Source organism: Caproicibacterium sp. XB2 (genome assembly GCF_044880635.1).
Classification (GTDB): domain Bacteria; phylum Bacillota; class Clostridia; order Oscillospirales; family Acutalibacteraceae; genus Caproicibacterium; species Caproicibacterium lactatifermentans.
Genome location: NZ_CP173227.1, coordinates 411603 through 427726 on the forward strand (window position 1 = coordinate 411603; position 16124 = coordinate 427726).

The window sequence follows — 16124 nt, forward strand, 5'->3', positions numbered from 1 at the left end:
ATACGGCAGCTTTTTTGTGCGGAACCATTATTTTTAGGCGGAAAAAGAAAAAGCCAAAGCATTCTGGAAGGATTGCCTTGACAAACCGTGTAAAAAGGAATACAATATTAAACTGCATCATCATAGATTCGTGCGCCCTTTTTTACTTTCCTTATCATAGCACATTCTGTTTGAAAAGGCAATAGGGCGCCTGACAATATGACTGCTGAGAACGTTTGCGGATAGTCGGCTCTTAAATAAAGGATTGGAGTGATTGAGCCAATGGTGAATGTCAAACCGGTAAAGGTGGGCAAAAACACACGGATGAGCTTTTCTAAGATTGATGAGGTTCTGCCCATGCCAAACCTCATTGAAATCCAGAAGAACTCGTACGAGTGGTTTTTGAATGAAGGCCTGCAGGAGGTCTTTAAGGACGTCTCCGGTATTACCGACTACACAGGTAACCTGGTTCTGGATTTTGTTGACTATAAATTGGATGTGGAACATCCAAACTATACGGTCAAGGAATGTAAGGAACGTGACGCCACCTACGCGGCTCCGCTGCGCGTGAAGGCGCGTCTGCTCAATAAGGAAACCGGCGAAATTAAGGAATCTGACGTCTTTATGGGCGACTTCCCGCTGATGACGGAAAGCGGCACCTTTGTTATTAACGGTGCAGAACGTGTCATTGTTTCCCAGTTGGTGCGTTCCCCGGGCGTATACTATAAAATGGAATACGACAAGACCGGTAAGGAACTGTACAGCACTACCGTTATCCCAAACCGCGGTGCATGGTTGGAATACGAAAATGACGCCAACGATGTTTTTTATGTGCGTATTGATAAAAACCGCAAGCTGCCGGTTACCATTTTCATTCGTTCGCTGGGCCTTGGCACCGAGCAGGAAATTCGGGATTACTTTGGCTACAGCCCGTTGCTGGAAGCAACGCTGGAAAAGGACCCGTGCAAAAATACGGAAGAAGCTCTGTTTGAGGTATACAAAAAGCTGCGCCCAAGTGAGCCGCCGACTTTGGAAAGTGCCCAGTCCCATTTGAACAGCCTGTTCTTCGACTCCCGCCGTTATGATCTTTCCCGTGTTGGCCGTTATAAATACAATAAAAAACTGAACCTTGCCGGCCGCATTACCGGACAGGTCCTCAGCCGCCCGGTCATCAACCCCTCCACAGGGGAACTGATGGCAGAGGCTGGCAACGTCGTTTCACATGAGCAAGCCCGTCAGATGGATGATGCCGGTGTATCGGCTGTTTATGTGACAGTAAACGAACGTGAAGCAAAGGTTATTTCCAACGGCATGGTGGACATCAGCAAATTCGTGGATTTCGACGCTGAAAAAGAGTGCGGTATCCAGGAACGTGTGCGCTACTCTGTTTTGGCGGAGCTGGTGGAGCAGGCCGGCGGCGATGAAGATACCCTGAAAGACCTGCTGCGTACCCATGTGGAAGAGCTGGTTCCAAAGCATATTATTATTGATGATATTTTTGCTTCCATCAGCTATATGTGCAACCTACAGGAAGGTCTCGGTACCATAGATGATATTGACCATTTGGGCAACCGCCGCATTCGCTCTGTCGGTGAACTGCTGCAGAACCAGGTGCGTATCGGTTTCTCCCGCTTGGAGCGTGTGATTCGTGAACGCATGACGCTGCAGTCACAGGACCTGGAAGCACTGACGCCGCATTCCCTGATTAACATTCGTCCGGTTGTAGCGGCAATTAAGGAATTCTTCGGTTCTTCTCCGCTGTCCCAGTTTATGGACCAGACAAACCCGCTGGCAGAACTGACGCATAAGCGCCGTCTGTCCGCTTTGGGACCCGGCGGTCTGTCCCGTGACCGTGCAGGATTTGAGGTACGAGATGTGCATTACAGTCATTACGGCCGTATGTGCCCAATCGAAACGCCAGAAGGCCCGAACATCGGTCTGATTTCTTATTTGGCTACCTTTGCGCGCATCAATAAGTATGGCTTTATTGAGGCGCCGTACCGCCGAGTGGACAAGGAGACCGGTGTTGTTACCCGTGATGTGGTCTATATGACTGCGGACGTGGAAGACAATTACATTGTTGCCCAGGCGAACGAACCACTGGACGAAGAGGGACATTTCAAGAATGCCAAAGTCAACGGCCGTCACCGCGACCAGTTCGTAGTGGTGGAACGCGAGAAAGTGGACTATATGGATGTTTCTCCGAGAATGGTTGTTTCCGTTGCTACGGCTATGATTCCCTTCCTGGAAAATGATGATACTAACCGTGCACTGATGGGCTCCAACATGCAGCGGCAGGCTGTGCCGCTGATTAAGACAGATTCGCCAATTGTCGGCACCGGAATGGAATACAAGGCCGGCGTCGACTCTGGTGCCTGTGTACTGTGCAAGCGCGCCGGTGTGGTGCACAGTGTCAGCGCGGACGAGGTCCGTGTGGATGCCGACGAGGGCGGTACGGATGTGTATCCGATTATTAAATTCCTGCGTTCCAACTCTGGTACCTGCTTTAATCAGGTGCCGGTTGTGGAGCGCAATGACCGCGTCAATGTCGGTGATGTTATCGCTGACGGACCGGCAACCAAAGACGGCGAGATTTCACTGGGCAGAAACGTGCTCATTGGCTTTATGACATGGGAAGGCTACAACTACGAAGATGCTGTCCTTATCAGCGAAAAAGTTGTGCGTGACGATATGTTCACTTCCATTCATATTGAAGAGCATGAAACAGAAGCTCGTGACACGAAGCTCGGACCGGAGGAAATCACCCGCGATATTCCAAACGTCAGCGAGGAAATGCTGCGCGATTTGGATGACAATGGCATTATTCGTGTGGGTGCGGAAGTCCATGCGGACGATATCCTGGTCGGCAAGGTTACCCCGAAGGGCGAAACGGAACTAACCGCCGAGGACCGTCTGCTGCGTGCTATCTTCGGTGAAAAAGCGCGTGAAGTGCGTGATACCTCGCTGCGTGTGCCACACGGCGAATACGGCATTGTGGTGGACGTCAAGGTCTTTACCCGTGAAAACAGCCGCGATGAACTCAGCCCCGGCGTCAATAAAGTAGTGCGCTGCTATATTGCGCAGAAGCGTAAAATTTCTGTTGGTGATAAGATGGCCGGCCGTCACGGCAATAAGGGCGTTGTTTCCCGTATCTTGCCTGTAGAGGATATGCCGTACCTGCCGGATGGCACGCCGCTGGATATTGTGCTGAACCCGCTGGGTGTGCCGTCCCGTATGAATATCGGACAGGTACTGGAAGTGCATTTGGGCATGGCGGCAAAGGCACTGGGCTGGAAAGTAATGACGCCGGTCTTTGATGGTGCCCACGAAGAGGATATCCGCGAGCTGTTCCAGAAAGCCGGAATCGCAGAGGATGGCAAGTTCCAGCTGCGTGACGGCCGTACTGGTGAGCGCTTTGATAACCGTGTCACCGTTGGCATTATGTATTACCTGAAACTGCATCATCTGGTTGATGATAAGATGCACGCCCGTTCCACTGGCCCATATTCTCTGGTTACGCAGCAGCCTCTGGGCGGCAAAGCACAGTTTGGCGGCCAGCGTTTCGGTGAAATGGAAGTTTGGGCGCTGGAAGCATACGGCGCTGCTTATACCCTGCAGGAGATTTTGACGGTTAAGTCCGATGATGTTGTAGGCCGTGTAAAGACCTATGAAGCAATCGTCAAGGGACAGAATATTCCGAAACCAGGCATTCCGGAATCCTTTAAGGTCCTAATCAAAGAGCTGCAGAGCCTGTGCCTTGACATGAAGGTACTGGATAAAGACAATAATGAAATTGACCTGCGCCAGACCTTTGATGATGACGATGACGCCGGCTTTGCACCAAACGAGAGCAACTTTGATGAACCCAATGTTGCGGATAATCTGGAAGGCTACACCGTGGACGATGCCGACAAAGCCCTGTATGACGGCCCCGACAATTACGAAGCCAGTGCAGACACGGCAAATACGGATAATCCGGACACAGATGGACCGGACGGTTCACTGGATAATACCGATTCGGCAGACTGACAGGGGGATTGTGCTGCATGGAATTTAATACACTGGAATCAATTAAAATTGGCCTGGCTTCTCCTGAAAAAATCCGTGAGTGGTCCCACGGCGAAGTGAAGAAACCGGAAACCATTAACTACCGCACGCTGAAACCGGAACGCGATGGTCTGTTCTGCGAACGCATTTTTGGGCCGACAAAGGACTGGGAATGTCACTGCGGCAAATATAAGCGTATTCGTTATAAGGGCAAGATATGCGACCGCTGCGGCGTTGAAGTTACGCGCGCTAAGGTCCGCCGTGAACGAATGGGACACATTGAGCTGGCCGCGCCGGTATCTCATATCTGGTACTTTAAGGGAATTCCGTCCCGTATGGGACTGATGCTCGATATTTCTCCGCGTATGCTGGAAAAAGTTCTGTATTTTGCAAGTTACATTGTAACAGACTCCGGCAATGTGCGGGAGCTGCAGAAAAAGCAGCTGCTGACTGAAAAAGAATACCGTGACCTGCGTGAAAAGTACGACGATGATTTTCAGGCTGGCATGGGTGCCGAAGCAATTAAAACACTGCTGCAGGAAATCGATTTGGACAAAGAGTCCAAAGATTTGAAGGCAGAGCTTACCAACGCTTCCGGCCAGAAGCGTGTCCGTATTTTGAAACGTCTGGAAGTCGTTGAGGCATTCCGGAAGTCCGGCAACCGCCCGGAGTGGATGATTTTGGATGTCATTCCGGTCATTCCGCCGGATCTGCGTCCTATGGTTCAGCTGGACGGTGGCCGTTTCGCTACATCTGACCTGAATGACCTTTACCGCCGTGTCATTAACCGAAACAACCGTCTGTCCCGTCTGCTGGAACTGCATGCACCGGACATTATTGTCCGCAACGAAAAGCGGATGCTGCAGGAAGCTGTAGATGCCCTGATTGATAACGGCCGCCGCGGCCGCCCAGTCACGGGGCCGAACAACCGCCCGCTGAAATCCCTTTCTGATTTATTGAAGGGCAAACAGGGACGTTTCCGTCAGAACTTGCTGGGCAAACGTGTTGACTATTCCGGCCGTTCTGTTATTGCTGTTGGTCCGGAACTAAAAATGTATCAGTGCGGTCTGCCGAAGGAAATGGCCCTGGAGCTCTTTAAGCCTTTCGTCATGAAACGGCTGGTCGAAACCGGCGTGGAAGGCAATATCAAAGCTGCCCGTAAAGCAGTGGAACGCGCAAAACCGGAAGTTTGGGATGCGCTGGAAATTGTTATCCGCAATCACCCGGTTATGCTGAACCGCGCGCCTACTCTGCACCGTTTGGGTATTCAGGCATTTGAACCAGTGCTGGTTGAGGGCCGTGCCATGAAGCTGCATCCGCTGGCCTGCACCGCTTACAATGCCGACTTCGATGGTGACCAGATGGCTGTCCATGTGCCGCTTTCCAGTGAAGCACAGGCGGAGTCCCGCTTCCTAATGCTGGCCGCTGGCAACCTGCTGAAACCGTCTGACGGCAAGCCAGTCACGGTGCCGACACAGGATATGATTTTGGGTTCCTACTGGCTGACACTGGACCGCGATGGCGAAAAGGGCGAGGGCAAAGTCTTTAAAGATATTGACGAAGCAATTATGGCCTATGACGCCAAAGTCATTGAGCTGCACGCCAAGATTAAGGTCCGCCGCGAAAAAGTGATTAACGGCGAAAAGATCCATGCACTGGTGGATACAACTGTCGGTAAGATTATTTTCAACCGGCCGATTCCGCAGGACCTCGGTTTTATTGACCGAAGCAAACCGGAGAACCTCTTTAAGTTTGAAATTGATTTCCTGGTTGGCAAAAAACAACTGGGCAATATTATAGAAAGATGCATTAAAGTGCACGGTACGCCAAAGACCAGTGAAGTGCTGGACTGCATTAAGGCACAGGGCTATAAGTATTCCACCCTGTCCGGCATTACCGTAGCTGTATCCGATGCGACCATCCCACCGCAGAAGAAAGAAATTCTGGAAAAGGCTGATGAGAGAATCAACCTGATTTCCGATGAATATAAGAACGGATTTCTGTCTGATGCAGAACGTCATCAAGCCGTCATTTTTACATGGAACAAAGCAACCGATGATGTTTCCACTGCTCTGCAGAAGAACCTCGACCGCTATAACCCAATCTTTATGATGGCGGATTCCGGCGCCCGTGGTTCTATGAGCCAGATTCGTCAGCTGGCCGGTATGCGTGGACTAATTGCAAATACGTCCGGTGAAACTATTGAAGTTCCAATCCGTGCAAATTACCGTGAAGGTTTGAACATTCTGGAATACTTCATTTCTTCCCGTGGTGCCCGTAAAGGCCTGACCGATACCGCACTGCGTACCGCTGACTCTGGTTATCTGACACGCCGCCTGGTTGATGTATCGCAGGAAGTTATCATTCGTGAGGACGATTGCGATGCTACAGATGGTCTGGAAGTTTACGACATTAAGGAAGGCAATCAGGTTATCGAATCACTGCATGAACGTCTGGTTGGCCGTTATTTGGTTGACAATTTTGTGGATGATAAGACCGGTGAAGTGCTGGTCAGCAAACACAAGATGATGACAGACGACGATGCGGATATTATTGTGAACCATGGTGTGGAACGCATTAAGATTCGTTCTATTTTGGCATGCCATTCCAAGCACGGTGTGTGCAAGAAGTGCTATGGACTGAACTTGGCTACCGGCACAGAAGTATCCGTCGGTGAAGCGGTTGGCATTGTGGCTGCACAGTCTATTGGTGAACCTGGCACACAGCTGACCATGCGTAACTTCCATACCGGCGGTGTTGCAACAGCTGAAGATATTACGCAGGGCCTGCCGCGTGTCGAAGAACTGTTTGAGGCACGCAAACCGAAACATCTGGCTATCCTGAGCGAACTGGACGGTGTTGTCGGCTTTGAAGAAATCAAGAAAAACCACCATGTGGTAGTTACCAGCGACGACGGTCAGTCCAAGAGCTACTTGATTCCGTTCGGTTCCCGCGTAACCGTGCAGGAGGGACAGCGCATTACAGCGGGTACCCGCCTGACCGAGGGTTCTGTCAACCCGCATGATGTGCTGGCTATCAGCGGTGTGCAGGCTGTGCAGGATTATCTGATTGAAGAGGTACAGCGTGTATACCGGATGCAGGGCGTGGATATCAACGATAAGCACATCGAGGTCATTGTGCGCCAGATGATGAAGAAAGTGCGCATTGACGATGCCGGCGATACTGACTTCCTGCCAAGCTCTATGGTGGAAAAGACCGAATTTGAGGCGGCCAATCAGCAGATTTGCGACCGCATTGCCAACGGCGAAAAGACACTGCGGGAAGCAACCTGTAAGCCTACGCTGCTGGGTATTACAAAGGCGGCTTTGGCAACAGAATCTTTCCTGTCTGCCGCATCTTTCCAGGAGACAACCCGTGTACTGACCGATGCCGCTATCAAGGGCAAGGTTGACCCGCTGATGGGCCTGAAGGAAAACGTCATTATCGGCAAGCTGATTCCTGCCGGCACCGGCATGAAACATTATGCAAACGTGCAGCTGGAAAAAACAGCGTCGGACGAAAAAAAGGAAGACTTGACAAATACAGCGGTATAGCTGTATAATTACAAATTGTGATAGTCTGCGGCAGTCCGCCGCCGCTTTCACATAAAACCGCATACTTTTCCCACCTCTGCCCAGCTTTTGCGGGTGGGGTGGGATTCAGTATGTCTAACCCTGCTGTTAGGCGGCACTGCCGCATAACATAAATTCTATAAATTTGAGTTAGGAGGTGTATTATGCCCACATTTAACCAACTGGTTCACACAGGCCGTGAAGTTGCCGAAAAGAAGGCAAAGGCCCCGGCACTGCTGAAAGGCTGGAATGCCAAGAAGCGCGCTGCCATTGACCAGAACTCCCCGCAGAAGCGTGGTGTCTGCACCGCAGTAAAGACCGCTACCCCGAAAAAGCCAAACTCTGCTTTGCGTAAGATTGCACGTGTGCGTCTTTCCAACGGAATGGAAGTTACCGCTTATATCCCCGGCGTCGGCCATAACCTTCAGGAGCATTCTGTTGTCATGGTCCGCGGCGGTCGTGTAAAGGACCTGCCTGGTGTACGTTATCATATCATCCGCGGCACATTGGATGCCCAGGGCGTTGACAAGCGTATGCAGGCTCGCTCCAAGTACGGCGCAAAGCGCCCCAAGGCAGGAAAGGCTGCCAAGTAAGATAGGAACCGAGAATCTGACAAAAACCTTACGGCTGCAGCCCCCGCCGAAAAGTGGGGGCTTTTAGCGGCGTTTTTATAAACGCCTTTTGCTGGCCTGACGGGAAGTTTTATTTTCGAGTACCGATGATATCATTTTAATTGTGAAGGAGGGAAGTAAAGTGCCAAGAAGAGGCAATATTGCGAAGCGGGACGTTCTGCCCGATCCAATGTATAATTCCAAATTAGTCACACGCCTTGTCAATAATATCATGATCGACGGTAAGAAGGGCGTTGCCCAGAAGATCGTTTATGGCGCTTTCGATATTATTAAAGAAAAAACCGGCAAGGAACCCCTGGAAGTCTTTGAGGCTGCCATGGAGAATGTTATGCCTTCGCTGGAAGTAAAAGCCCGCCGTGTTGGCGGCGCTACCTACCAAGTGCCTATGGAAGTGCGTCCTGAGCGGCGCCAGACACTGGGCCTGCGCTGGTTGACAACGTATTCCCGCCAGCGTTCCGAGCGCACAATGAAGGAGCGGCTTGCAGCTGAAATTATGGATGCTGTAAACGGCACCGGCGGCGCAGCCAAGAAGCGTGACGATACGCATAAGATGGCTGAGGCTAACCGCGCATTTGCTCATTACAGATGGTAATGCGGCAAGTTTGTGCCGAACGAATGGAGGAAAAGTATGCCTAGGCAGGTACCACTTGAAAAAACCCGTAATATCGGTATCATGGCACACATCGATGCCGGTAAAACGACTACGACCGAGCGTATCCTGTACTACACCGGTATTAACCATAAAATTGGTGAGGTACATGACGGCGCGGCCACAATGGACTGGATGGCTGAGGAACAGGAACGTGGTATTACCATTACTTCTGCTGCTACCACCTGTTTCTGGACCCACAGCAAATATTTTAACGAACCTGAAAAGAACAAAGATTATCGTATCAATATTATTGATACTCCCGGCCATGTTGACTTTACGGTTGAGGTGGAACGTTCCCTGCGTGTGCTGGACGGCTCTGTAACCGTTTTCTGTGCAAAGGGCGGCGTTGAGCCTCAGTCCGAAACCGTGTGGCGCCAGGCAGAACAATTTGGCGTGCCGCGCATGGCTTATGTCAACAAGATGGATATCATGGGCGCTAACTTCTACAGAGTTATCGACATGATGAAGGACCGTCTGCACTGTCACCCGGTGCCGATTCAGCTGCCAATTGGCGCTGAGGATACTTTCCATGGCATTATCGACCTGGTCACCATGAAGGCAGATGTCTATTATGATGATATGGGCAATGATATGCGTGTGGAAGAAATCCCTGCGGATATGCTTGAAAAGGCAAAACAATACCACACCGAGCTGTTGGAAGCGGTCGCCGAGCAGGATGACGCACTGATGGAGAAATATCTCTCCGGTGAAGAACTGACCCACGATGAAATCGTTTCTACACTGCGTAAAGCAACCATTGCCAACAAGCTGGTTCCGGTCACCTGTGGTACTTCTTACCGCAATAAGGGCGTACAGAAACTGCTGGATGCTATTATTGACTATATGCCGGCACCAACTGATGTTCCGGCTATCCGCGGCACCAATCCGGATACTGGTGAGGAAGAGGACCGCCATGCTTCTGATGATGAGCCTTTCTCTGCACTGGCGTTTAAGATTGCAACTGACCCGTTTGTCGGCAAACTGTGCTACTTCCGCGTTTACTCCGGTAAGCTGAACGCAGGCCAGACCGTGTATAACTCCACCAAGGACTGTGACGAACGTATTGGCCGTATCCTGCAGATGCACGCAAACCACCGTCAGGATTTGGAAACCGTGTATGCAGGTGATATCGCCGCTGCTATCGGTGTGAAAAACACTACGACCGGCGATACTCTGTGTGATGAAAAGCATCCGGTCGTGCTGGAATCCATGGACTTCCCGGACCCGGTTATCCGTGTTGCCATTGAGCCAAAGACAAAGGCTGGTCAGGAAAAGATGACTGTCGCTTTGGCAAAACTGGCTGAAGAAGACCCGACCTTTAAGGCTTATACCGATGAGGAAACCGGCCAGACCATTATCGCTGGCATGGGCGAACTTCATCTAGAAATCATTGTTGACCGCTTGATGCGTGAATTCCACGTGGAAGCGAATGTTGGCAAGCCGCAGGTCGCTTATAAAGAGACCGTTCGCAAGCCAGCTGATGTGGACTGCAAGTATGTTCGCCAGTCCGGTGGTAAAGGCCAGTACGGCCACGTTAAGATTCGTATATTCCCGAACCCCGGCAAGGGATACGAATTTGACAACGTCACCGTCGGCGGCTCTATCCCGAAGGAATATATCCCGGCTGTTGATACCGGTATCCAGGGTGCTATGCAGAGCGGCGTTGTCGCCGGCTACAATGTAGTCGATGTCAAGGTTGAGCTGTATGATGGTTCTTATCATGAAGTTGACTCCTCCGAGATGGCATTTAAGATTGCCGGTTCCATGGCATTTAAGGATGCTATGCGCAAGGCTGACCCGGTCATCATGGAGCCTGTCATGAAAGTTACCGTTACGGTTCCGGATGAGTATATGGGCGATGTTATCGGTGACCTGAACTCTCGCCGCGGCATGATTGGTGGCATGGATGCTATTAATGGTGCACAGCAGATTCATGCAATGGTCCCGCTGGCAGAGATGTTTGGCTATGCGACGGATATGCGTTCCAAAACGCAGGGTCGTGGCCAGTTCACCATGGAACCCGACCATTATGCCGAGGTACCGAAGAACATTTCTGAAAAGATTGTTTCCACTCGTACCAAGAAGGGCGAGTAAACGTAAATACTGCTTGATTTTTCCCTGTATTCTTGCTAAAATAAATTTGCGTTAAATAGGGAAACTGAACTGAAAAATAAAGGAGGATACTTCCAATGGCGAAGGAAAAATTCGACAGATCTAAGGCACACGTGAACATTGGTACCATCGGCCATGTTGACCATGGTAAAACAACCCTGACTGCTGCGATTACCAAGGTGCTTGCACTGAAAGGTGAAGCAAGCTTCAAGGATTATGCCAGCATCGATTCCGCTCCTGAAGAGCGTGAGCGCGGCATTACCATTAACACGGCTCATGTTGAGTACACCACAGATAAGCGTCACTACGCTCATGTTGACTGCCCCGGCCATGCTGACTATGTCAAGAACATGATTACCGGTGCTGCACAGATGGATGGTGCTATTCTGGTTGTTTCCGCTGCTGATGGCCCGATGCCGCAGACCCGTGAGCATATCCTGCTTGCCCGTCAGGTTGGTGTGCCTTATATCGTTGTCTATATGAACAAATGCGACCAGGTTGATGACCCTGAGTTGCTGGACCTTGTTGAAATGGAAATTCGTGACCTGCTCAACGAGTACGGCTTCCCGGGAGACACTACTCCAATCGTACGCGGTTCTGCACTGAAAGCTCTGGAGTGCGATTCCAAAGATATCAATGCACCGGAGTACAAGAGCATTGTTGACCTGATGAACATTGTCGATGACTACATCCCGACTCCTGACCGTAAGTCTGATCAGCCGTTCCTGATGCCTGTTGAAGACGTATTCACCATCACCGGCCGTGGTACTGTTGCTACTGGCCGTGTTGAGCGTGGTATGGCTAAAATCGGCGATGAAGTTGAAATCATCGGTCTGACTGATGAGCGTAAGAAGAGCGTTATCACCGGTCTGGAAATGTTCCGCAAAACTCTGGATTACGCAGAGGCTGGCGATAACATCGGTGCTCTGCTGCGTGGTATTCAGCGTGAAGACATCGAACGTGGACAGGTTATTGCAAAGCCTGGCACTATTCATCCGCATACCAAGTTCAGAGGTCAGGTTTATGTTCTGACTAAGGATGAAGGCGGCCGCCATACTCCTTTCTTCAACAACTACCGTCCGCAGTTCTATTTCCGTACAACTGATGTCACCGGCGTTATCTCTCTGCCGGAAGGCACTGAGATGTGCATGCCTGGCGATAACGTTGAAATGTCCGTTGAACTGATTGCCCCAATCGCTATTGAAAAGGGCCTCCGCTTCTCCATTCGTGAAGGCGGTCATACCGTTGGTTCCGGCGTTGTTTCCGACATCTGTGACTAATTTGTCTTTTACGGGTCCTGCCCTTTTGGGCAGGACCTTTTTTATTGCTTATTTTTGTTTTTCTGCTATACTTAGATACAATACAGCAGGAAAACAGGAGGAATGTGTATGCAAAAAGATAATCATGGTACACCACATCCAAAACACCGTTCCAGACGGTATCGTATGATGCGTAACCGCATCATTATAGTAACGTCCAGCGTATTGGTAATCTGCCTGCTGACAATGGGATTGGCTGCCCTTCTGCAGAACCTGCACCCCAAGACAGCAGCATCTTCGGGCAGCGGTTCCTCTGTTAGTGCATCATCTGCGAAGGCAGAAACAAAATCGTCACAAATTACCATTCTCGGTACAGGCGATGACTTGATTCACAGTTCCATTTATAAATCCTGCGCTACTTCTAGCGGCGGATACGATTTCCGTCCGGTCTATAAGCAAATCAAATCAAATGTTTCAGCGGCAAATGTCGCTTTTGTCAATCAGGAAACAGTCATGGCACCATCTGTTGGGGCACTGTCCGGCTATCCGTGCTTTAATTCTCCCACACAAGTTGGCGACGCACTGGTAGATACCGGATTTGACGTTATCAGCCAAGGCAACAACCATATGCTGGATATGGGACAAAAGGGACTGCTGGCCACATTGGACTACTGGAAAAGTAAAAAAGGAATTCAGGTCGTTGGTGCCTATCGCAACCAGGCTGACCTTGACAATATCCGTATTGTGGAGAAAAACGGCATTAAAACAGCATGGATTGGTGTTGTGGAAATGACGAATGATATTTCGCTGCCGTCCGACAGCCCGATGAAGATTGTCTACACTTCCCAGCGCGATGAGATTAAAAAACTGATTACAAAGGCACGTTCTTTGGCAGATGTTGTTGTAGTTTCAGCCCATTGGGGGGAAGAAGACCAGTATACTCTTTCGGATACCGAGAAAAAGCTGGGACAAGATATGGTGGACTGGGGCGCGGACGTTATTTTAGGAAATCACCCGCATGTTTTGCAGCAGCTGACCACGCTGACACGCAAAAGTGACGGTGCGGTGTGTCCAGTCATGTACGCGTTCGGCAACCTGATTTCCACGCAGCGCAAATCCCAAAATCTGGTCAGCGGCCAGCTGACAGTAACCTATAAAAAAGATGAAAAGGGAAAAGTCACATTCTCCGGCATGAAATTTAAGCCTTCAGTTACGTACTACGAGGCGGGCGGACAAAATGTCCATGTTGTCATGCTGAAAGACTTTTCAAATGCCATGGCGCAGAAGAGCCGGACATGGGAAATCACCAGCGGTGAATTTACACCGAATTATGCGAAAAAGGTCGTTAATAAGAGTATTCCACAAAAATATCAGGATTGGACTTGACAATTCCTGCAAATATTCATATACTTAGTAATAGAATTGAATAATTCTTCGGGGCGGGGTGTGATTCCCCACCGGCGGTGATGCAGCAGATGCTGTTAGCCCGCGAGCGGTCGTCAAACCGCAAGATTCTGGTGAGATTCCGGAGCCGACGGTATAGTCCGGATGGTAGAAGATATGGAAAGAACTGCGCCCCTGTGCCGTTTTGTGCACTGGGGCGCTTTTTAAATCCATTCCATGTCTCAAAAGGAGAAATTATGGCGACACAAACGCAAGCTACTACCCTGAAAAAAACAGCAAAATTGACCAGCACACGCAGCATTGCCGTCATTGGCATTTTAGGGGCGCTGTCAGCCGTTGTTATGGCGTTCGAGTTCCCGCTGCCGTTCCTTCCGGCGTTTTACAAATTGGACTTCAGTGAAGTTCCGGTACTGTTGGGTGGTTTTGCACTTGGCCCCGCTGCTGCAGCCGTGATAGAAGCCATGAAAGTTATTCTGCATATGCTGATTGGCGGCGGCTCACAGACAGCCGGCATTGGTGAACTGGCGAACTTTATCATTGGATGCTCACTGGTCGTACCGGCAGCTCTCATTTACCGCTACCATAAAGCACGGAAAACAGCGGTTGTCGGCATGGGTGTCGGCACAGTGCTGATGGCAGTTGTCGGCGGACTGATGAACGCATTCCTGCTGCTGCCGATTTACGCAGCCGCTTTCCATATGCCGCTGAATGCTATTATCGGGATGGGCACAAAAATCAACGCGAGCATCAACAACATGACAACATTCGTTTTGTTCGCTACAACACCGCTGAACCTGATTAAGGCGGTATTGGTGTCCATTATTACATTTGCGCTGTACAAATATGTCAGCCCGGTGCTGCATGGCCGCAGGCGCTGAAATACAGAAAATTCTTTTTAGGTAAAAACAGGAGTTTGTCGCTTTTTTAGACAAATTCCTGTTTTTGTTTATTTACGCTGTCGGGCGGCTATGCTATACTAGCAGGCGTAAACAAAAACTACATATCACCCCTTATCAAGAGTGGCGGAGGGAACAGGCCCGATGATGTCCGGCAACCCGCGCAGCCCGTTTTGGCTGGGTAGGGTGCCAAATCCTGCGGTGAAGCCGATAGATGAGGTATCGAGAGATAAACGCTGTCCGCATTTCACCGGGCTGCGTTTTTTTGTTAGTCCGCCGCAGATAGGGGGAATTTACACAGGAGGCTTTTTTCTATGGCAAAGCATTTCTTTACATCTGAATCCGTTACCGAAGGGCACCCCGACAAGGTCTGTGACCAGATTGCAGATGCCATTCTGGATGATATTATTGCCAAAGACCCGCAGGCACATGTTGCCTGTGAAGTAACAGCCTGTACGGGTATTGTGCACGTTATGGGCGAAATTTCCACGGAGTGCTATGTGGACATTCCCGCTACCGTACGCCGTGTTGTTAACGAGATTGGTTACAACAATCCGGCTTATGGTTTTGACGGCGACACCTGCGGCGTGCTGACCTCCATTGATGCACAGTCCCCGGATATTGCAATGGGTGTTGACCAGTCCTATGAAGTAAAAAATGGCGCTTCCGATGCGGATGACCTCATTGGTGCGGGCGACCAAGGTATGATGTTTGGCTATGCCTGTGACGAAACGAAGGAAAAAATGCCGCTTGCCATTTCTTTGGCACACAAGCTGGCAAAGAAGCTGGCCGCTGTGCGTAAAGATGGCAGTATTTCATATCTGCGTCCAGATGGAAAAACACAGGTTACCGTTGAATATGACGGGGACACACCGGTGCGTGTGGATGCAGTGGTTCTTTCTACACAGCATGACCCGGATGTCACACTGGAACAGATTCGGAAAGATATGATTGAAAAGGTCATTAAGGCGACAATTCCAGCAAAATGGCTGGATGAAAATACAAAGTATTACGTCAATCCGACCGGCCGTTTTGTTATCGGCGGCCCGGTCGGCGACTCCGGACTGACTGGCCGCAAGATTATTGTGGATACCTACGGCGGATATGGCCGTCACGGCGGCGGTGCTTTCTCCGGCAAGGACCCGACGAAGGTTGACCGCTCAGCAGCATATGCTGCACGCTGGGTGGCAAAGAATATCGTTGCCGCCGGTCTGGCAAAGCGCTGCGAGGTACAGCTGGCCTACGCAATTGGTGTGGCGCATCCGGTATCTATCATGGTAGAAACATTCGGTACTTCTTCCTATACCAATGAGCAGCTGGCTGCGGCGGTCGAAAAAGTCTTTGACCTGCGTCCGGCAGCGATTATCCGTACACTGGACCTGCGTAAGCCGATTTACTGCAAGCTGGCAAGCTATGGCCAGATGGGCCGTGAGGACCTCGGCGTTTCGTGGGAAAAGACTAACCGTGCGGACGAGTTGAAGAAAGCGCTGGTCTAAAGGTTCCCATTCGTTAAAAATATTCTGCTGTGCCAAAATAAAGTGCGCAGTCCATCACCTCTTTGCATATTCTGT

General features: G+C 50.4%; 9 protein-coding genes and 2 riboswitches. All 9 genes read left to right on the plus strand.

Annotated elements, in window-relative coordinates; genetic code table 11:
• Nucleotides 1-261: 261 nt before the first annotated feature.
• On the plus strand, nucleotides 262-4008 hold the full coding sequence (gene rpoB, locus ACIHKT_RS01910) for a DNA-directed RNA polymerase subunit beta (protein ID WP_174193481.1): 3747 nt from the start codon (nucleotides 262-264) through the stop codon (nucleotides 4006-4008).
• Between the two features lie 17 nt (nucleotides 4009-4025).
• Nucleotides 4026-7580: a DNA-directed RNA polymerase subunit beta' gene (rpoC, locus tag ACIHKT_RS01915; RefSeq protein WP_086035239.1), complete on the plus strand. Its 3555-nt coding sequence runs from the start codon at nucleotides 4026-4028 to the stop codon at nucleotides 7578-7580.
• Nucleotides 7581-7762: 182 nt separating this feature from the next.
• A complete protein-coding gene (gene rpsL, locus ACIHKT_RS01920) occupies nucleotides 7763-8191 on the plus strand; it encodes a 30S ribosomal protein S12 (RefSeq protein WP_174193479.1) in 429 nt (142 codons plus the stop codon).
• Between the two features lie 160 nt (nucleotides 8192-8351).
• Complete coding sequence (gene rpsG / locus ACIHKT_RS01925) at nucleotides 8352-8822, plus strand: 30S ribosomal protein S7 (RefSeq protein WP_086035241.1); 471 nt, start codon at nucleotides 8352-8354, stop codon at nucleotides 8820-8822.
• A gap of 36 nt (nucleotides 8823-8858) precedes the next feature.
• Complete coding sequence (fusA, locus tag ACIHKT_RS01930; RefSeq protein ID WP_174193477.1) at nucleotides 8859-10976, plus strand: elongation factor G; 2118 nt, start codon at nucleotides 8859-8861, stop codon at nucleotides 10974-10976.
• Between the two features lie 95 nt (nucleotides 10977-11071).
• A complete protein-coding gene (gene tuf, locus ACIHKT_RS01935; protein WP_174193475.1) occupies nucleotides 11072-12274 on the plus strand; it encodes an elongation factor Tu in 1203 nt (400 codons plus the stop codon).
• Between the two features lie 108 nt (nucleotides 12275-12382).
• Entirely contained in the window at nucleotides 12383-13639 is a 1257-nt protein-coding gene (locus ACIHKT_RS01940) for a CapA family protein (protein ID WP_157658893.1), read from the plus strand.
• 40 nt (nucleotides 13640-13679) lie between these two features.
• Nucleotides 13680-13817: riboswitch (FMN riboswitch) on the plus strand.
• Nucleotides 13818-13893: 76 nt separating this feature from the next.
• Nucleotides 13894-14535 (plus strand): ECF transporter S component, encoded by a 642-nt coding sequence (locus ACIHKT_RS01945; protein WP_086035245.1) that lies wholly within the window; start codon nucleotides 13894-13896, stop codon nucleotides 14533-14535.
• Between the two features lie 129 nt (nucleotides 14536-14664).
• A riboswitch (SAM riboswitch) is annotated at nucleotides 14665-14774 on the plus strand.
• 93 nt (nucleotides 14775-14867) lie between these two features.
• Nucleotides 14868-16049 carry a methionine adenosyltransferase gene (gene metK, locus ACIHKT_RS01950; RefSeq protein WP_086035246.1) on the plus strand — a complete coding sequence of 394 codons (1182 nt, stop codon included), beginning with the start codon at nucleotides 14868-14870 and terminating at the stop codon, nucleotides 16047-16049.
• The last annotated feature ends 75 nt before the right edge of the window (nucleotides 16050-16124 follow it).